General features: G+C 39.7%; 17 protein-coding genes and 1 pseudogene. 6 read left to right on the forward strand and 12 right to left on the reverse strand.

The window, feature by feature from the left end:
* Positions 1–52: 52 nt before the first annotated feature.
* The 3 genes from H2672_RS07555 to H2672_RS07565 all read right to left on the reverse strand — a co-directional run bounded on the left by H2672_RS07555 (position 53) and on the right by H2672_RS07565 (position 4,383).
* Positions 53–1,645, reverse strand: a complete 1,593-nt coding sequence (locus H2672_RS07555; RefSeq protein WP_186670710.1) for a long-chain-fatty-acid--CoA ligase — start codon at positions 1,643–1,645, stop codon at positions 53–55.
* Between the two features lie 243 nt (positions 1,646–1,888).
* Positions 1,889–3,235, reverse strand: a complete 1,347-nt coding sequence (locus H2672_RS07560) for a GntP family permease (RefSeq protein WP_186670711.1) — start codon at positions 3,233–3,235, stop codon at positions 1,889–1,891.
* A 2-nt stretch (positions 3,236–3,237) separates the two neighbouring features.
* Positions 3,238–4,383 carry a glycerate kinase gene (locus H2672_RS07565; RefSeq protein WP_186670712.1) on the reverse strand — a complete coding sequence of 382 codons (1,146 nt, stop codon included), beginning with the start codon at positions 4,381–4,383 and terminating at the stop codon, positions 3,238–3,240.
* Between the two features lie 124 nt (positions 4,384–4,507).
* Between H2672_RS07565 and H2672_RS07570 the strand changes: the two genes are divergently transcribed.
* The gene (locus H2672_RS07570) at positions 4,508–5,590 is read left to right on the forward strand and encodes a CdaR family transcriptional regulator (protein WP_186670713.1); all 1,083 of its coding nucleotides are present in this window, start codon (positions 4,508–4,510) and stop codon (positions 5,588–5,590) included.
* A gap of 65 nt (positions 5,591–5,655) precedes the next feature.
* Here the strand turns inward: H2672_RS07570 and H2672_RS07575 are convergent, their stop codons facing one another.
* Both H2672_RS07575 and H2672_RS07580 read right to left on the reverse strand, forming a co-directional pair.
* The gene (locus H2672_RS07575; protein WP_186670714.1) at positions 5,656–5,895 is read right to left on the reverse strand and encodes a hypothetical protein; all 240 of its coding nucleotides are present in this window, start codon (positions 5,893–5,895) and stop codon (positions 5,656–5,658) included.
* 20 nt (positions 5,896–5,915) lie between these two features.
* Positions 5,916–6,263: pseudogene (locus tag H2672_RS07580) on the reverse strand (DUF1259 domain-containing protein).
* 268 nt (positions 6,264–6,531) lie between these two features.
* On the opposite strand from H2672_RS07580, the gene H2672_RS07585 reads away from it, so the two are divergent.
* The 3 genes from H2672_RS07585 (at position 6,532) to H2672_RS07595 (ending at position 9,948) form a co-directional block, all read left to right on the forward strand.
* Positions 6,532–8,022 (forward strand): peptide MFS transporter, encoded by a 1,491-nt coding sequence (locus H2672_RS07585; protein ID WP_186670715.1) that lies wholly within the window; start codon positions 6,532–6,534, stop codon positions 8,020–8,022.
* A 201-nt stretch (positions 8,023–8,223) separates the two neighbouring features.
* Complete coding sequence (locus tag H2672_RS07590; protein WP_186670716.1) at positions 8,224–8,553, forward strand: hypothetical protein; 330 nt, start codon at positions 8,224–8,226, stop codon at positions 8,551–8,553.
* A 378-nt stretch (positions 8,554–8,931) separates the two neighbouring features.
* Entirely contained in the window at positions 8,932–9,948 is a 1,017-nt protein-coding gene (locus tag H2672_RS07595) for a DUF1646 family protein (protein WP_186670717.1), read from the forward strand.
* 56 nt (positions 9,949–10,004) lie between these two features.
* On the opposite strand, the gene H2672_RS07600 is transcribed toward H2672_RS07595, so the two are convergent.
* From H2672_RS07600 to H2672_RS07610, 3 genes are all read right to left on the reverse strand, one after another.
* A complete protein-coding gene (locus H2672_RS07600; RefSeq protein ID WP_186670718.1) occupies positions 10,005–10,973 on the reverse strand; it encodes a proline dehydrogenase family protein in 969 nt (322 codons plus the stop codon).
* 86 nt (positions 10,974–11,059) lie between these two features.
* Complete coding sequence (locus H2672_RS07605; protein ID WP_186670719.1) at positions 11,060–11,734, reverse strand: amino acid ABC transporter permease; 675 nt, start codon at positions 11,732–11,734, stop codon at positions 11,060–11,062.
* 21 nt (positions 11,735–11,755) lie between these two features.
* Positions 11,756–12,616: a transporter substrate-binding domain-containing protein gene (locus tag H2672_RS07610; protein ID WP_186670720.1), complete on the reverse strand. Its 861-nt coding sequence runs from the start codon at positions 12,614–12,616 to the stop codon at positions 11,756–11,758.
* A gap of 223 nt (positions 12,617–12,839) precedes the next feature.
* Here H2672_RS07610 and H2672_RS07615 point away from each other — a divergent pair, with 223 nt between their 5' ends.
* Positions 12,840–13,793 (forward strand): urea transporter, encoded by a 954-nt coding sequence (locus tag H2672_RS07615; RefSeq protein WP_255485588.1) that lies wholly within the window; start codon positions 12,840–12,842, stop codon positions 13,791–13,793.
* 136 nt (positions 13,794–13,929) lie between these two features.
* On the opposite strand, the gene H2672_RS07620 is transcribed toward H2672_RS07615, so the two are convergent.
* The 3 genes from H2672_RS07620 to H2672_RS07630 form a co-directional block, all read right to left on the reverse strand.
* Positions 13,930–15,633, reverse strand: a complete 1,704-nt coding sequence (locus H2672_RS07620) for a methyl-accepting chemotaxis protein (protein ID WP_186670722.1) — start codon at positions 15,631–15,633, stop codon at positions 13,930–13,932.
* A gap of 307 nt (positions 15,634–15,940) precedes the next feature.
* A complete protein-coding gene (locus tag H2672_RS07625) occupies positions 15,941–16,768 on the reverse strand; it encodes a GNAT family N-acetyltransferase (protein WP_186670723.1) in 828 nt (275 codons plus the stop codon).
* An 84-nt stretch (positions 16,769–16,852) separates the two neighbouring features.
* Complete coding sequence (locus H2672_RS07630) at positions 16,853–17,623, reverse strand: DUF2161 domain-containing phosphodiesterase (RefSeq protein ID WP_186670724.1); 771 nt, start codon at positions 17,621–17,623, stop codon at positions 16,853–16,855.
* Positions 17,624–17,765: 142 nt separating this feature from the next.
* On the opposite strand from H2672_RS07630, the gene H2672_RS07635 reads away from it, so the two are divergent.
* A complete protein-coding gene (locus tag H2672_RS07635; protein WP_186670725.1) occupies positions 17,766–18,188 on the forward strand; it encodes a MarR family winged helix-turn-helix transcriptional regulator in 423 nt (140 codons plus the stop codon).
* A 54-nt stretch (positions 18,189–18,242) separates the two neighbouring features.
* On the opposite strand, the gene H2672_RS07640 is transcribed toward H2672_RS07635, so the two are convergent.
* On the reverse strand, positions 18,243–18,998 hold the full coding sequence (locus H2672_RS07640) for an SDR family NAD(P)-dependent oxidoreductase (protein ID WP_186670881.1): 756 nt from the start codon (positions 18,996–18,998) through the stop codon (positions 18,243–18,245).
* Positions 18,999–19,042 lie beyond the last annotated feature (44 nt).

Below are 19,042 nucleotides of genomic sequence, written 5' to 3' on the forward strand. Positions count from 1 at the left end.
TGCATAAAGAGGGGGATTCCTCTTGTGCACGCGCAAGCTTTTGTGTCATTCATTAATTCACCAAGCGCCCCGTTATTCCTTTTGCTTCCCAGTAAGCATCTCGGATTTGGACTTTTTGAATTTTACCGGATGCTGTTTTTGGTAGTTCATCGACAAAAGTGATGCCTGTCACGGCTTTGAAGTGGGCTAACTTTTCTTTGCAGAATGTAATGATTTCCTGTTCTGTTGCGGTTTTATGTTCGCGTAATACAATATATGCGTGCGGTGTCTCCCCCCACTTCTCATGTGGAACCGCAATGACAGCAGCTTCCAGTACCGCAGGATGTCCATATAATACACCTTCTACTTCAATCGATGATATATTCTCTCCGCCACTAATTATTACATCTTTCTTGCGGTCAACAATATTGATGTAGCCATTTTCATCAATGGTCCCCATGTCTCCTGTCAGAAGCCAGCCGTTTTGCAACGCTTGCTCCGTGGCTCGGTCATTCTTCCAGTAGCCTTTCATAACACCATGACTACGCACTGCCACTTCCCCGACTTGTACCCCATCATGCGCTACTTCTTCTCCAAATTCACCGAGGATTCGAACATCGCTCCCAATCATCGAGTAACCTGCCTTCGCTTTCAATTCGGTCTGTTGTTGTTTTGACAAGTCAGTCAAATGCGAGCGAATCGTCGAAATTAGGCTAAGTGGTGCTGATTCCGTCATGCCATATACTTGGATGAATTCCCAGCCTAACTCTTCTTCGACGCGTGTGATGAAAGCAGGAGGCGGCGCAGATCCTGCAATCACCACGCGAATGTCTTGATTGATGACCGGATGATGCTGATCATGATAAATTAGCAATGCATTTAATACGGTTGGTGCCATATGCAAAATGGATACTTTATGTTCTTGTAATGCTTTAAAAATGGATTCAGGTGTCGATTTTCTTGAGCAAATATGTGTAGCACCATTTGCAGTGTAGTAAAAAGGAGAGCCCCAGCCATTGACATGGAACATTGGGAGCACATGCAAATAGACATCCGAGTCAGTGACCCTCAAATGATGCATCGTACTTAGCGCATGTAGATAATTATTACGATGCGTCAACATGACCCCTTTTGGATCTCCCGTTGTTCCACTCGTATAAAGCAAGCTGCACACATCATTTTCATCCAGTTCAGCGCGATCAAATGAAGCAGACGAATAACTAGCCAGCCAGTCGTCATAGCCCGTTTCTAGTGTTTCAGGATCTTTATAATGAACAATAATATGTTTAACTGTTTTAAATTGATCTATCACAGGTTTAATTAATGCATAAAGATCTTGATCTACAAAAAGTACCTTAGATTCACTATGATTCAGGATAAATACATAGTCTTCAGGTTTCAATCGAATATTTAGCGGTACCATGACGGCGCCTACTTGAAAAACACCATAGAATCCTTCCAGCATTTCTAGCGAATTCCCTGCTAAATAGGCAACATGATCTTCTTTTTGAATGCCTAAATCACGCAGACCACGAGACAGCTGATTGACTCTTTCATTTAGTTGAGCGTATGTAAAAACACGACCTTCACAATGTACAGCATCTTTCCCCCCATATAAAGCAACCGCCCGATCGAGGAATTGCGGCAATACCAATGGTGTATTCATCCAAATCACCTCCTCATTTTAATATAGTATATACCGTCCGGAATCTTCTGTCACCACAAAGTATACACTTTTATGAATAATAAGTTTTTGTGTAATGAAACACGCAAAAAAGTCTGGCTTGATTGCCTGATGTAGGCTATCAAAACAGACTTTTCACCCTACTAGATAATGATTCCATTGAAAAGCGCTTAGGGGATGCTTACCTGAGTTCACATACGAAATTCAAAAATTCAACCTATATAGTTATACAAGAACGATCCATAGCAACATCGTAACTATAATTGTTGTTACGCCCTGTAACAGTGTCGCCATCGTTTGCGCCTTATACGCATCCGTCACTGTCATACCACTGAATTCGGTGACAACCCAGAAGAAACTGTCGTTCACATGGCTGACAGTCATCGCTCCGGCCCCTATCGCCATTACAACAAGCGCCAGTGGAATAGCTCCTTCAATGCCTAATGAAGGCAACAGTGGTGCAATTAATGTTGACGTGATGACAAGTGAAGCAGTTGAAGAACCTTGGGCTGTTTTCAATGCCGCTGCGATGATAAAAGGAATAAGCAGGAACAATGCACCACCAGCTAACGCGTCCATATTCATATTTGCGATTAGATCTGCAACACCTGAATTTGAAATAACTTTCCCGAATGCTCCTCCCGCTCCCGTAATGAGTAGAATAGGAGCTGCTTGTTTCAGTGCTTCACCAATCCAGCCTGATAACGTTTCTTCATTAAATTTAGGGAGTAAAAGAAATGCTACTAATACCCCGAATAACAGCGCAACAGATGGTGCTCCTAAAAATCGTAGAAAGTTGATCATACCTGTGTCTTCACCAGTAAGAGCTGCTATTGATCCGGTTCCGATCAAAATAATAGGCAGGACAATCGGAAGAAACGACTTAAAAGTTGAAGGCATTTCTCCGAATGACTTCACAATCTCTTCGTAATTCAGCCCGCCTTCCTCTGTATCTTCTGGCACTTCGATTTTAGAGGCGACTTTAACTGCCCATAAATAACCAACGAAAACCGCTGGAATTGCAACTAAAAGCCCGATTAGAATAATGGTCCCTAAATAATTTGCAGCACCGATATTACCCGCTGCAGCAATTGGTCCCGGTGTTGGAGGCACTAATGTATGTGTTGCATACAAACCGGTTGCAAGTGCAACTGACATTGATGCAATCCCAACTTTCGCCCGTTTCGCAAGTGCTTTTTTCAAACTTGATAATATAATGAATCCTGAATCACAAAATACTGGAATTGATACAATAAACCCAATAAGTGACATAGCCAGTTGAGGGCGCTTTTCACCAATCAACCGTAAAACGACTTCCGCCATGCGATACGCCGCACCAGATTTCTCTAAAATAACACCAATGATTGTTCCGGCAACAATGACAATTCCAATCGACTTCATCAATCCGCCAAACCCGTCATTAACGCTTTCAACGACTGTTAATAACGGCATGCCAGAAGCGATTCCAACAAAGAATGCGCCAAGTAACAAAGACAAAAATGGATGAACTTTGAAAACAGCCGTCAATAAAACAATTAGGATAACACCAAGAGTAATAACCGCAAATAACATCCCTACACCCCTTTTATTTTTTTAGTCAAGTAATCTTCCATTACCTTCTTCGTTTTTGCTCTTAAATAATGACTTGCATGTTCAATAGACTCTTTTGATGAAACCGTCCCATCCGCAATTGCATGAAGTTCGCTATACATCGACGTCAATAGATCTCTGCTTTCTTCATCCAATGCACCTGAAATAAGAATGACAGGCTTCCCTTTCTTCTGCGCTACTTTAGCAACTCCAAATGGTGTTTTACCCGATAATGTCTGACTATCCGTTTTGCCTTCACCTGTAATAACTAGGTCGGCATCCATTACATATTCATCAAACGAAATTGCATCTAACACGACTTGAATACCTTGTTTCATTTCCCCAGGAAAGAAAGCTTGAAAAGCACCCCCTGCACCTCCAGCCGCACCAGATCCTTTTTTTCCGTGGAGAGAAATACCAGTTAGTTGTTCTACTACATTGGCTAACTTTGTTAAATTTCTATCGAGGATATCTACTACTGCCGGGGAAGCTCCTTTTTGAGGACCAAAAACAGCGGAAGCGCCATCAATCCCGACAATTGGATTTTCTACATCACAAGCTATGAGGAAGTTGCTTTCTGAAATTCGTTTATCAAAGTGAAGCATGTCGATTGTATGGAGGTCGCCAAGTGAGCCCCCACCCCTCGCCAATTCCATTCCATCAGCATCAACAAAGCTCATTCCGAACGCCTGCAACATGCCAACACCACCGTCGTTCGTTGCGCTACCACCAAGCCCTATAATAAATTTACGTAAGCCCGCGTCAAGCGCATGAACAATTAACTCACCGGTGCCATACGTCGATGTAACTAGTGGATTTCGTTCATTTTCCTGCAAAAGCATTAACCCAGAAGCTTCCGCGATTTCAATAACACATACTTCTTCATCGCCTAAGATGCCATAACACGCCTCAACTTTTCGACCAAGCGGATCTTGCACAATGACAGCTACTGTCTTCCCACCAGTAGCTCCAACCAAGCTGTCCATTGTCCCCTCCCCGCCATCAGCCGCAGGAAGCATTACTGTCTCGATAGAGGGGTCAGCATCACGAATACCTGCCGCCATCGCCTGCGCCGCTTGAACGGCAGTCAAACTACCTTTAAATGAATCTGGTGCTACGACAACTATCATAATTATCTCTCCTTAACTAAAGCGCTTACAAAGAGTATAGTGGTAAAATTCTGAAAATACATTATACTAAGTGTATAGATTCATTCATAATACTTTCGTAAATTTTATACACGGGGGATAGAATATGTTAACAAAACAACTTGCTGATGAAATTGTTGAGCAAACCATGATTCGATTAAACCATAACTTGAATGTCATGGATACAAATGGAATGATTTTAGCTTCGGGAGAAGAAATAAGAATCAATAAAATACATGAGGGCGCAGCATATGTAGCAAAAACGGAGGAAGTTTTGTGGATAACGGATGATAACATAGCGGAATGGCATGGCACAAAACCGGGTGTTAACATGCCGATTCATTTCCAGCAACAATTGGTTGGTGTCATTGGGATAACCGGTAATACCGAAGAACTCCGAGAGATTGCAACACTTGTACAGTTAACCACTGAAATGATGGTTCACCAATCACTCATCACTTCACGCGCAGAATGGAAACGAAAGCTGAAGGAGCTTATTTTCGAAGAATTAGTGAGTGGTGAACCACTATCACTGATTGTTAAGGAGAGGCTTTCCCTTTTGGAATTTAGCACAATAAGCCCGTTCTCAACGCTATTAATTGAATTTGAAAATTTCCTACCTTCCTCACAAAGAATCATTGAAAAGTTGGAAAATCAATTTGAAAAAAACACAGTCCTCATTGGGCATTCACAGTTAAATGAAGTATTCATTTTAATAAGCGGAATGACGGAAACTAATCTGAAGAGGAAGCTTTCTGCATTACTACCTACTTTGCAGAAAGACTCCTTTGTGAGAATCGGCGTTGGCTATACCGTCAATTCTTTAGATCAAATTCGCTATTCCTATACCACCGCAAAAAATGCACTTCAATTTGCAAAACCAACACAACATCTTATCTACTTTGAAGACGTCGAATTGTTGGCTCTGCTGAAAAGGAACACCTCATCTACTGAAACAACCCAGTTTTCCAATAGGGTTTTGAATGGGTTGAACGAACAATTGAAGCATTCACTATCCATCTACTTTTCTTGCAATCAGAACAACACGATAGCGGCCTCAACCTTAGAAATTCACCGTCATACATTGACGTACCGGCTACGGAAGATAGAAGAAATAAGTGGCTATAACCCTTCAATTTTTCACGATGCAGTTTTATTGAAAATGGCTCTTTTACTAGATGAAAAATAACTATATATTCATATGCAAAAAACCCCTTAAGGTTTCCATTTACTAAGGGGATTTTCACGTTATCTCTATTCCGTTTTCTCAATCACCGTTCTCCCTCCAGAATACAATCCGCTTGCAGATAAGCCCATCATCAAACCGACGAGTATACCCGCTTTAATATCTTCAGGATAAATGTATATTACGCCCCCTACAACACCGAAGATAAGAGCCATGACCGGCAATAACTTCCTTGGCATTCCGTACATCTTCAACAAAGATACGATTCCAATGATAAGCGGAATTAAAACGACATCATAGATTTCCAACGTTTCTCCTCCTCGAATAGTTAGTCTCCACTCGGATAACTGCTCAACAAAGTAAAGGAATACGCTAATTTCCTTGCGAAATCTAGTGTGGGTTCAACGGATTGGATATCAATGTACATGATTGTTGGTTGTATATTAAGCCACTGGTTATGTAATACACTGACAATCATCCCTTGCTGAGTAATGGAGTGCAGGAATACTGGAATCTCACTTTCCAAAATTGCAATTGCAGCCATATTTAATGCGAAACCCTTTTCATCCGGTGATTCAAACAAGACGCTCGCTAGGACGACTGGTTTACTTGGACGCCCTTAAACAGTCACCATTATATTTCTACGAAAGGTTACCGAACAAACTCCTTTCTCCACTTAATTACAGACTTCCCTTCGGATTTAGTTTCTATCATCCCTTCACTCTATGAAAAACAACAGTTATACATGTGTGCTAAAATTTTAAACTTTCATTAAATAATTAATTCGTTATTATAAAATATCTATTTGTTATTATTAGAAGGTTTCCGGTATATAGAAACATCTAAATAAAGGCGTTATTAGAAATAAAAGCGTTTCCAATAATTATTTTTGACAATTGAAAACGATTGATTGTATTATAGTAAAATATGAAGGAGGTAGCATGATGTCACAGATAACTAAGAAACAGATCGTGGAGAGTGTCCCGCAAAAAGGATTCTTCGGGCACCCTAAAGGTTTGTTCACATTATTCTTCACAGAATTCTGGGAACGTTTCTCGTATTACGGTATGAGAGCAATCCTTGTGTACTATATGTACTACGAGGTATCAAATGGTGGACTTGGATTAGATAAAACAGTCGCTTTGTCCATCGTGTCAATTTACGGATCCTTGGTCTACATGTCGGGAATTATTGGCGGTTGGTTGGCTGACCGAGTTTTCGGTACATCGAAAGCAATCTTTTATGGTGGAATATTCATTATGCTTGGTCATATTGCACTTGCGATTCCCGGTAACATCTCACTGTTCTTTGTTTCGATGATTCTAATCGTAATTGGGACAGGATTACTTAAACCAAACGTTTCAAGTGTCGTTGGTGACATTTACCCTGAAAACGACAACCGTCGTGATGCAGGATTCAGCATCTTCTATATGGGTATTAACTTGGGTGCATTCATCTCTCCACTAATCGTCGGCAGTTTAATGAAAACAAGTTTCCATTTAGGATTCGGAGTTGCTGCAGTCGGGATGTTTTTCGGATTATTAGTTTTCGTTTTAACAAAAAAGAAAAATCTTGGTCTTGCAGGTACACAAGTTCAAAATCCATTGCAACCGACAGAGAAGAAAAGAGTATTCTCAATTTTCACAATTGCCGCTGTAACAATTGGGATTCTAGTTGCGATTGCCATCCCTCGTGGCTGGTTGACTTTTGAATCATTCATTGTAATTGTCGGGATCCTCGGCTTCCTTATTCCAACGGTTTATTTTGTTGTTATGTATAGAAGTCCAAAAACGAATGATGTGGAACGGTCACGAATTATTGCGTTCATTCCGCTCTTCCTGGCAGCTGTCGTATTCTGGGCAATTGCTGAGCAAGGCTCAACAATTCTTGCAGTCTATGCAGATACACGAACAAATCTTAATATTTTAGGCTATCAAATTTCACCGGCCTTTTTCCAATCATTTAACCCATTGTTCATCATTACAATGGCACCGGTTTTTGCATGGCTATGGATGAAACTTGGTGATCGGCAACCGAATATTCCTCAGAAGTTCTCCCTAGGTCTCCTGTTTGCCGGTTTATCATTCATTGTCATCTTACTTCCCGGTTACTTTGGCGGGACAGATACACTAGTGAACCCGATGTGGCTGATTCTAAGTATCTTTATGGTCGTCTTAGGCGAACTGTGTTTATCACCAGTCGGACTGTCTGCAACGACGAAACTCGCGCCTGCAGCGTTCTCTGCACAGACGATGAGTCTATGGTTCCTGTCGAACGCAGCTGCGCAAGCGCTTAACGCACAGCTTGTAAAATTATACACACCAGAATCCGAAATGATGTATTTCGGAATCATTGGTGGGACTGCGATTATCATAAGTATCCTCTTATTTGCAGTGTCACCGGTTATCCAGCGGTTTATGAAAGGCGTACGCTAAACACGCTTGAAATATAACAAGCAGTCCCGTGAGTATACGGGGCTGTTTTTTTCATCATAAGTTTTTAATCTAGAAAACAACAACATGCGGTCAACTAAACAATGGCTATTTAGCAGTAAGTTCCCTGTTCAATAGTATGAACATAAACTATCTAATAGAATGAAAATATTCGTTAGTTAATATGGTTGAGGGGCGATGATTTTGAGTAGATACGACTCATTATTCAATGGCGGATCACAAAAAAATGATAGTTCATCGGATACTGGTGCTAAAATTGCATTATGGGGTTCAGCAATCTCTACATTTGGGGATGCCCTCCAAACCCTTGGTGGCGCTATTTCAATAGAAGAAAGTAGGATTTCTGACATTCAGCAGCAACAAGAACTTGATAAATTACAGAGTCAAATTGACGACTTAAAAAAAGAACAACTACAGAATAACTCGCAGAATACTGATGCAGAGACACTCAATAAGTTATTGGAAAGAATTGTTAAACAGTTAGAAAAGGAGGACGATGCAAAATATAAATAAACGAGCTAAATTGAGTGGGTCATTATTTTCACTATTCTAATTGCTAATGAAAAAAGCGGAGCTAATTGCGCAATACACGAAGTTTTGGAGTTGAAATTTTTATTCAATTGAGTGTAGTAAGAAACCAAACCGCTTAGATAACCCAAGCGGTTTTTTTGTGTATTAAACATCTGAAAAAGTCTGATTTCTACTATTTTTCACTTGCTCATCAGAATAGAGAATCCGTTACCTCATACCGATCATGCTTTTTGATTTCAGAGTAGACGACACTACTAATCCTTCTGATTTGTTTAACAGATAAATTGTTTTTCTATTTCCGTTTCAATGATAAGATGAACTTGACTCTACTTTTAGATTAGAATGAAAAGGAGGCTAATTATGTTACTTGGCTTATCAATTATTTTACTACTGGTATTATTTTTGCCGTTCACAGTAAAAATAGTTGAACGGAACTTGGAAGTTTTTTTATTCATTATGGGGATTTTCGCGGTACTTGTCAGTCAAGTACTTGACTCGGCTTTGATCGTTAAAGCGATCAAGGATCCGTTACATATAACCCTAGCCGTTATTTTCGCCGGATTATTATTCCGTTGGCTTCAAAAACCATTTGAAAAAAGTATACGAGGCATGAGCAAAACAATTCCATTCCGCTTATTCTTAGCACTTATCGTTATCGTTTTAGGAATCCTTTCAAGTGTTATTACAGCAATTATTGCCGCAATTGTACTGGTCGCAATTGTAGGCGTTTTGCGCCTTGACCGTAAATCGGAAATCCGTCTTGTCATCATTGCTTGTTATTCAATTGGTCTTGGTGCTGTTCTTACACCAATCGGGGAACCCCTGTCAACAATCGCAACAAGTAAATTGGATGCTGACTTTTTTTATTTGTTACGTTTAATCGGCCCTGATATCATTCCGGGCGTCATTGCTTTTGGCATACTGGCGGCAATTATTATTAAGCCTTCAAATAAGTTAAGCAGCTTGAAAGTTAATCGAGGAACTGAATCGTATATGGATATCATTATTCGTGGGATTAAAGTGTATTTGTTCGTAATGGCACTGACGCTGCTTGGTGCAGGTTTCGAACCATTTATCGAAAGATACCTCTTAGATTTAAACCCTCTTGTATTATATTGGATTAATATGATTTCAGCAGTGCTCGATAACGCTACATTAGCTGCGGCAGAAATCAGCCCCGTTATGAATGATTCAACAATTAAAGCTCTTTTACTTGGACTATTAATTAGTGGCGGCATGTTAATACCGGGAAATATCCCAAATATCATCGCTGCTGGAAAACTACATATTAAAAGCAGTGAATGGGCTCGTTTTGGTGTTCCGATTGGCTTGATTGCAATGGTTATTTACTTCGTAGTGATCGTAACTGTCGGGTAAATTGAAAAAGGATGTAAAATGAGGAATTCCCCATTTTACATCCTTTTCGAATTTATTTATTTCTTCTTGGTAACTCTTCCAAGAGCGAAAGCTCCGACAGCCAATCCAAGAATTGTATTTGTTTTTTTATTGAACACTTGTTTAACAACAAGATTCAAGTTTTGTGGTCTTTCAGCAAGGCGACGCATGAAATAGCCGTACCAGTCATTTCCGAAAGGAACGTATGTACAGAAATTATACCCTTCGCTAGCCAATTGCAATTGCATATCCTTTCTGAAACCGTATAGCATTTGGAACTCGAATTTATCATTCGGAATGTCATTGTCTTTAACAAATTGCTTTACATGGTTAATGACATGATGATCATGTGTTGCGATTGATGTGAATTTACCATTTAATAAATGCCATTCAATCAATTGAATATAGTTTTCATCGATTTCTTTTTTATCTTGATAAGCGTATGCTTCAGTCTCTTTATAAGCACCTTTTACAATACGCAAACGGAAATTTTTATATTTTTGAATATCTTCTACAGCGCGGAAGAAATAAGCTTGAATAACCGTTCCAATATTGTCATAGTCCACAGATAACTCATCAAGAAGATCAAATGATGGTTGCAAACGAGCATGGTCTTCCATATCGAAATTGATGAAAATTTCGTAACTCTTCGCTTTAGCAACGATTTCTTTTAGGTTTTCCAAACAGAAATCAATATCTATATCTAAACCCAATTGAGATGGTTTTAATGAAATGTGAGCATCCACTCCATGTTCATGAATGGCTTCGATTACTTCAAGAATTTGTTTTTTTGCCGCTAATGCTTCCTCTTTTTCAAAGACAAACTCTCCAAGATTATCTACTGTACAAGAGATCCCATGGGCATTAAGTTCTTTGATACTTTGGATTGTTTCAGCTACATTAGTTCCTGCTACAACGTTTTGGGCACCCATTTTCAAACCGTATTTTTTTGCCGCGCTATTTAATAGCTGGTTTTGGGATAATCCGATAAAGAAGTCTTTTAACATGTTAGTTGCTCCTCAATATTGTTTTTTATTTTTTAATTATATCACATGGCTATGCATTGCAGAAATGATAGCTGGATACAGAATTATTAGTTGTACGTAGTACGTTTTTCCAAATGATTTTGCCATACTTCTACAAGTAGACAAATGCCCCAATAGATTAGGCCCACCAAAATATAAACAGTCATATAGTCGAACTCCCTGCCCCCAACGATTTTTGCGCGTTGAAACAAATCGGGCACGGTAATCATCGCAGCCAATGAAGAGGCTTTGATCAGGTCTAGCAAAACGTTCGACAACGGTGGAATAGCAATTCGTGTTGCTTGAGGTAAAATCACAAAAAACAATGACTGCCAATAGGACATCCCTAAAGCAGTGGCAGCTTCCCATTGCCCCTTATCGATTGAGTTAAGCGACGACCGGATAATCTCGGCCATATAAGCCGAAGAGTGAAGGCTGAAGCCTATTAAAGCAGCTGTGACGGCTGAGAATTGAATTCCGATGTTGGGTAAGCCAAAATAAAGTAAAAATAGGAATACAAGCATCGGCGTACCCCGCATATAGGATATGAAGATACGTGTCGGCCACCTGAATAGTACTAATTTAGACGTTCTACCTAATGCCAGGAAGAAGCCTAGTATCAGCCCGAACAGCATACCGCCAAAAGAAATGAGTATGGTGTAACCAATCCCTTGCAAAATGTACGGAAATGATTCGATGGCGAGCTGTAAATCGAAAATGTGTTGCCATTCAATTCCACTCACAGTACAAGCCGCCTTTTCGTTTTATTCGAAATCATAGTCTTGTTCTACTGATACATCTTCCCCACCAAAGAACTTCTTCGACAATTCGGAAATTGTTCCATCAGCATGCATGTCGGCAAGTACAGTGTTCACTTGCTTTAGTAGTTCGTCATTGTCCTTTTTCATAATGATAGCTTGGACATTCGGATGATACTTGATATCCGGATGAATCATGATTTCGAATTCTGGAAATGCAGCAAGCGCTAGTTTTTGTAAGTAGTAATCATTCAAGATGACGTCCGTACGACCTATTGAAACGTCACGCAAATACACGTCATTTGTGACATTATCATATATCACCTCTTCTGCACCATGGTCGCGCCCAACTTGCATATAAACGGAAGTTGCAGCCCCAGCCGCTTTTTTCCCTTTCAAATCTTCAAGAGATTCAATACCTGAATGATCCGACTTCCGAACGATAGCTGTCCCAAATGAATATTTATAAGGCTCAGAAAAAGTGAACTTCTCTTCCCGTTCCTCTGTAATTTCAATATCATTCACTGCTAGATCAGCTTGCCCACTGTTCAAAGAAGTAAGCATTCCGTCTAAACCCATTTCAACGTATTTGATTTCTAGGTTCAGACGCTTTCCTAGCTCGTTCATAATTTCAACTTCATAACCCGTCAGTTCTTTGCTGTCACTGTCATGGAAAGATGCTGGATAAAGAGTTCCTGATGTTGCAACAACGATTTCACCTTTTTCTTGAATGCTCTCCCAAGTGGAAGTTTTAGATCCGTCGTCTTTTTTTGTGTTGCTATCAGCACCACAAGCAGCTAGAACGACCATCATTGAAAGTAGTAATAAAGACAGGATGATTTTACTAAGATGTTTTTCTTTTGTCATTGAAATTCTCCTTTTGAAAATAGTATTTTTACAACTAATTGTCCACTGAAAATTATAATACATTCCAAGAAAAGATGTAAGCCTTATGGTTCCGATTTTTGTACGCAGATAGTTTAGAATTGGTCGTTTATTTAGTGGAAATAATGAAAAAATAGTTGTGGGATTGTGGTATATTTATAAACAATTACATTCATATTCATAGAGTGAAAGGAGATGTTCCCAATTGCGGGGCTTTTTAAAGTTTGATAGTACTAAAAATCTGATCCGTAATTCACTCAAAGGGTTTTCTCAGGTAATGTTGATGAACAATGCAATCTCAGGGGGGCTCATCCTACTAGGGATAATATTACACTCTCCCTTTCTTGGTTTAATGGCGCTTCTGTCTTCTATGGTCGGTACGTTGACAGGAAAATATTGTGGTGGTGACAAAATCGCAGTTAGCCAAGGAATCTACGGATTTAACTCCATTCTTTCCGGTATTGCAGTAATGTTATTTTTACAAAATGATTGGAACTGGCTCATTGCACTATTTGCCGCAGTAGCGGCTGCATTGCTCATGGTTTTCTTATCGGAATTTTTAGCCAAACGGAATATTCTCTTGCTAACTTTTCCATTTATTTTTGTCACGTGGATTAGCCTTTTTGCGGCATACCGGTTTGACGCTTTGCATATAAACCCGTCATTTGTCACATCATCTCCCGCTAACTGGAATCTGCCCGTTGAAGGTAAACCAAATTTCTTACTCGGTTTAATAAAAGGTGTCGGTGAAGTATTCATCATTGACTCTTTATGGGCGGGATCGCTTATTCTAATTGCTCTCTTCGTAGCTGGTTGGAGATTTGGTGTCTATGCGATCATCGGGACATTCGTGTCTTGGCTAACAGCATACTCGCTAGGAGTAGATGTAGAATTGCTAGATCTAGGTCTCTATAATTACAATGCCGTCCTAACAATGATTGCTGTGGGTCTAATGTTCGATGAAAAAAATAATTACTTCCCCCTTATGGGTATATTTGCCGCGGCAATGACGGTCCCGATAGCTGCAGGTATGGATTTAATACTAAATCCGAATGGACTTCCTGTATTAACATCTCCTTTTATCATTAGTACATGGCTGTTTTTAGCGATGAGGAAAACGATACCCAGGTTTGAGTCACAAATTATAGATAAGCAGTAAGTGCATTCATAATTAAAACAAAACCCGCAAGTAGCTTTTGCGGGTTTTGTTTTAAGTTAATTATTATATTTTCGGACTAGGATAACCTTCGAAAGGAGTTATTCGGCGTCCAGAGGCGCTTCTGCATTTTTAAAAGTTATTCCAATTTGAACTGCCCAACAATTTTTTCGAGATCTTGCGCCATATAACTCATTTCGTTGGATCGTGTAGCCACTTCTTCAATTGAAGCTGATGTCTGTTCTGTTGCTGCCGAAATATTGTTTGTCATATCTTCAATTGAATGAATCGATTGCGTCAAGTGATTGATGAGTTCTACTACACGATTGGAACTTTCCGCTTCAGCTGTCGTTAATTCTGAAATTAAATTAATTTCCTTAACAGTCTCTGACACGGCACTTGAAATGTTACTTAAGGAAGTCGCAGTCAAACGAACCGTTTCCGTTCCGGATTCGATAAGTTTTGTGCTCTCTGTTGTAGACGTAACAACTCGGCCGATACTTTCAGTAATATCTTGCACAAGCTTTTCTACTTCAAGCACTTCTTTATTGGACTGTTCCGCAAGTTTCCGCACTTCCTCGGCAACAACCGCAAATCCTTTACCATGCTCACCTGCACGTGCAGCTTCAATCGATGCATTTAGCGCAAGTAAATTCGTTTGGGCAGCAATACCTGCAATTGAACTGGTGATATTTTGAATTTTTGTTGTAGATTCAATCAGATTTCGAATCGTACCGCCTGCTTCATTTGAGGAAATCCTGATTTTCTCCATATCATTACTAATGTCATTTACGCTATGCTGACCTTCTTCTGCAATTTTCATTGTCCGCTCCGAGTTCCCCACACTTAGTTCAGCTTTCTCTTTTGAATCCTGAAGATCATTCGCCAGTGATGACAAGATTTTTGATGCATGTTCTGCATTGATTGTCCCATCGGAGATAGAGGCTGCCGTTTCACTCATATTGTGTGCTACTTGTTGAATGGCCATTTGCATTTCATTTAATGAAGCAGCTGTATCAAGCGAGTTTTGCGTTAATTGAACAGATGTTGTTTTGACTGTACCAATCGTATTACGCAAGTTCGCTGTCATCATGTTCAACGTATGTCCTAGATCACCGACTTCATCTTTACTTGTTACAACTATATCTTTAATACCTAGATTGCCATCTGCAATTTCCTTCGCATGTGCGATTAAAGCGGAAATCGACTTAGTTTTACGTCTGATTAGCATAATTGTAAAGATTGATGCGATAATCATCGGAATTAGGCTGATTAAAATCCCATTCCGAACGACATCCCATGTTCTGTCCGCCACAATTGTCCCGTCAAAATCAATAACGCTGATTGCAATGATTTCTCCATTTGGATCGTGATTTTCAAATATCGGCGCATAGCCTGATAGACGTTTCAGACCTGCAAATTCATAGAGGTCTGTGTAAGCCGAATGCTTCATATTCAAGAGCATTTCGATCGCTTTTTCGTCGACTGGTACCGAATCTCCCGGTTCAAATCCTTTTGCACTTAAATGGTCATCAAGTGCCAGAATTTTACCATCTAAATCAATGATATATTGAGTCTCGAAAATAGCTTTATGATTGAGTGTCCAGTTAAGCTGTTGACCAACCTCATCCATTGTTTCACGGTCACCTTCGAGCATTTTTTCCACGTCTTCCGGTCGAATTAAACCTGTCGTAATACTTGCGCAACCATACGCTTCAACACCAGCTGCATCATATAATTTATCATAGGCTGTTTTATATGTCGCGAAGGACGTAATCGCTAACATTGCAACCATGATACCAACAATAATTGTTCCCAATTGTACTGTTAGTGTATTTTTCATTATTTTTCCCCCTACCATTCTACTAGTCTATAATACTCTATATTTTAGTGAAAACAAAGTCCAAAAGACACAGGTTATTCGTCAACTTTATGTCGAATTAGATAAATTTCTACTATTTGTGACGTTTTTTGTTTTGTAAGAGGATTCGTTTTATGTATTTCTTACAGTTGGAAAGCTTAATTAGAAAATATGTTAAAATATAGAAAGCACACTTCTTGGAAGATTTTTTGGTATTCATGTTTTAAAAATGACGTGCACAAAAAAAGTTAACCGGAATCAATGCTTCCAGCCATTCCGGTTAACTTTTTTAGTTGTACCTATTCTTTTTATAATAATCCTGGCCTTGTATTTTTTTGAAACCAACTGATTCATATAGGCCAAGTGCTCGACTATTTTTAGCTTCCACTTCAAGCCAGATTTGATTGCCAGCATCATGCTCGCTTTTCACAATATTCCGGAGCACTTTTCTGCCGTACCCTCTCCCTTGGTATTCAGGTAAAATGGCGAATCCGTAAATCCATGCTTCGCCATCCATCCGGTTGATGCGAACCTTACCGACCGCTTCGTTATCCGCCTCAATCATCAAAAATTGCTCATCCGTTCTTTCTTTTATGCGTTCAAGATGGGAACGTGCATCTTCTTCGTCCATTCCGAATGCCAATACGTCAAGCTTCACTTCAAGTTTCGCATCACTTTTTTTAGCTAAGCGAATCAGGACCTCATCACTTGCTTCAATTGGCTGTTCCGACCAGCGCATCTGATATTCAGAAAACGCATAGGAATAGGGCTGACTATCTAACCATTCCTTCGCAGTAACGGATAAAGATGGTGTATTCAACAAAATTATTTGAAATCCATACTGTTCGATTAGCACCTGCGCTTGTTGCCAAAGTTTGGTGAAATACCCTTTCCTTCTATCCCTAGGTCTAACCATTCCACATACTTCAACGGTAGATCCAAAACCAAATAAAGCTAAATAGGCGATAAGTTCCCCATTCTCTTCATAAAAGAAATCCATTTGACGTCCTTCTCTTTCACGGAGCATCTCCCAATTTAACTTCAATTGGATACCATCCGCTTTTTCACATTCTTTTTGAAGAAGTTTAATCGCAATTAATTGACTTTCTTCCAACATATAAAATCCTCCAATTCAAAGTCTTCTTGCTTTTGTTATGTATTTGCCTAGTTCAATATTAACATGTATTGCAAGACCACTCCTTTAACTATTATCCCCAGCATCATCAACATCCAAGTAAGCGCTGGCAGTTTCTCTTACTACCTCACTATAATGGCTAAAGAGATCCGAAAATGCGTGTAGCTCACCTTTTCCTGCGTCACTAATCATATATGTCCCTCTTCGAATTCTATCAAACCATCCATAATAGTTTTTATTTAAAATTGTTAACGTTTTTTCCCCAGTCCCCATCTTACGTAAAGACTTTGGCGATAAAGGTCCCAATTGCAAAAGGCAACAGGCTATATGAATGCAGTTTTCTTTATAAGCTGTCATTATTTGGGTCTGTCTGCTACCGCCGACATTATAATCCCCTAGCCTGCCTTCTACTTCAGTAAGCATAGCATTCCTTTTTTTCTTGCTGCGTTGCATGCTTTTTTTCCGGTCAAATGACGCGGGATGAAACACTATTTCTGCCCGCGCGTCGTCTTCTATGAATGAAACGAGGATAAGACCTAACTCCAACCTTCTAACCAAATGACAACTATCTTTCCACTTTTTCGAACGAAAATTAAGTTTCGGTTTAGGAATTGCGACATAGACCTCATTTGTCAGTCGCTGTCTTTTTGTCGCCTGGATTAATAGATCAATTGATAGCGATAGTTTCAATTCAATGAGGACCAGTTCTTGCTCTTTTACAGCCGCAACGTCACACTCATTTACTTCACCATGGACATCATAACCTTGTTGAGTAAAATATTCTTTTACCGGTTTATACAAATCGACTTCATATCGCTTGGATTCTTTGTCTTGCATGTCAATTTTCACCTCATTATTATGGTATACATAATCGACCGAAACTACCACACCAAAATCCCGCTTAATAATGGTACACTAGTAATGTGCGAAAAGCTAAAAAGTTTTTCGGGACGTATTATGAGAAAAGGGTGGGTAAATCATGGCTACTCAGACAATTTTTGAACTACTACATACAATTGAACAAGTGACACATAAAATGCACGTGAGGTGGCGGCAGCAAGTAGATTATGATCTTGGAGTATCACACATCGTTGCCTTGCATGAATTACAGATGAACGGGGAAAGTCGGCCTTCCGAACTTGCGCGTCTACTCAACTTTACCCCTGCATCGCTCACGCATCTTTCCACTAAACTATCAAACAAAGAACTGATCACGCGCCGGCAGGACGAAACTGACCGCCGAATAATCTATTGGAAAATCACGAAAAAAGGCGAAGACTTACTTGCTGAAGCACAAAAGGACGGTCAAAATCTCCGCATGAAAGTGTTTTCACATTTAACAGAAGCGGAACAACAATCTTTACTATCCATTTACACAAAATTGAATACGTCGTTAATATGAAAAAAAGAGCATCTTCTCAATAAGATGCTCTTTTGATATGTTCATTTAATTGGTTTACCTAAGTTTGGTAATTCCACCATCTACCATTAGTGTTTGTCCAGTAATGTAATCAGAATCAGCACTCGCCAAGAATACAGCTGCTCGACCAATATCATTTTCCAGGTCACCAAGTCGTCTTAACGGAATTTTCGAAACCATTGTTTCGAAAGCTTCAGGTTGTTCTTTCGCCCAATTCCGAATCCCAGGAGAGTCCGCAAGTGGTGCAATTAAGTTTACATTAATACCGAATTGACCAAATTCATTTGCAGTAACACGTGTAATCGCTCGGATTGCTTCTTTTGCCGCAGCATATGAAGCCTGGTTAGCGTCTCCATTTATACCTGCTCCAGAAGCGAAGTTAATGATTTTACCTTTCGTTTCCTTCAAATATGGCAGTGCAGCCTGCATAAGATAGAATGTCGGATAAAATCCTGTGTTAAACGATAAGTCAAGATCTTCTTGCGTAATCTCTTCAAATGGTTTATTTGTCGATGCGTGTGCATTATTCACTAAAATATCCAACTTACCGAATTTCTCGACGGTTTGTTTCACTATTTCCGACAATTTATCATGCTCAGCTAAATTTGCTTGGATGAAAATCGATTCTGGTTGATAAACTTGCAATTCCTTAATTGCCTGTTCCCCTAATTCCCCATTCAAATCGACAATGACAACTTTAGCACCCTCTTTTACGAATGAAGTTGCCATCCCTTTGCCAATACCTCCGGCTCCTCCAGTAATAATTGCAACTTTGTCTTGAAGCTTCATAATTGATCATTTCCTTTCTTACTGCGTCTATTTCCCACTAATTCACT

The organism is Sporosarcina sp. BP05, from assembly GCF_014282005.1.
Taxonomy (GTDB): Bacteria; Bacillota; Bacilli; order Bacillales_A; family Planococcaceae; genus Sporosarcina.

Excerpts from the sequence above, each read along its gene's own strand:
- H2672_RS07555 (WP_186670710.1), bottom strand. The coding sequence starts at position 1,645 with ATGAATACACCATTGGTATTGCCGCAATTCCTCGATCGGGCGGTTGCT.
- H2672_RS07560 (WP_186670711.1), bottom strand. The coding sequence starts at position 3,235 with ATGTTATTTGCGGTTATTACTCTTGGTGTTATCCTAATTGTTTTATTG.
- H2672_RS07565 (WP_186670712.1), bottom strand. The coding sequence starts at position 4,383 with ATGATAGTTGTCGTAGCACCAGATTCATTTAAAGGTAGTTTGACTGCC.
- H2672_RS07570 (WP_186670713.1), top strand. The coding sequence starts at position 4,508 with ATGTTAACAAAACAACTTGCTGATGAAATTGTTGAGCAAACCATGATT.
- H2672_RS07585 (WP_186670715.1), top strand. The coding sequence starts at position 6,532 with ATGTCACAGATAACTAAGAAACAGATCGTGGAGAGTGTCCCGCAAAAA.
- H2672_RS07595 (WP_186670717.1), top strand. The coding sequence starts at position 8,932 with ATGTTACTTGGCTTATCAATTATTTTACTACTGGTATTATTTTTGCCG.
- H2672_RS07600 (WP_186670718.1), bottom strand. The coding sequence starts at position 10,973 with ATGTTAAAAGACTTCTTTATCGGATTATCCCAAAACCAGCTATTAAAT.
- H2672_RS07610 (WP_186670720.1), bottom strand. The coding sequence starts at position 12,616 with ATGACAAAAGAAAAACATCTTAGTAAAATCATCCTGTCTTTATTACTA.
- H2672_RS07620 (WP_186670722.1), bottom strand. The coding sequence starts at position 15,633 with ATGAAAAATACACTAACAGTACAATTGGGAACAATTATTGTTGGTATC.
- H2672_RS07625 (WP_186670723.1), bottom strand. The coding sequence starts at position 16,768 with ATGTTGGAAGAAAGTCAATTAATTGCGATTAAACTTCTTCAAAAAGAA.
- H2672_RS07630 (WP_186670724.1), bottom strand. The coding sequence starts at position 17,623 with ATGCAAGACAAAGAATCCAAGCGATATGAAGTCGATTTGTATAAACCG.
- H2672_RS07635 (WP_186670725.1), top strand. The coding sequence starts at position 17,766 with ATGGCTACTCAGACAATTTTTGAACTACTACATACAATTGAACAAGTG.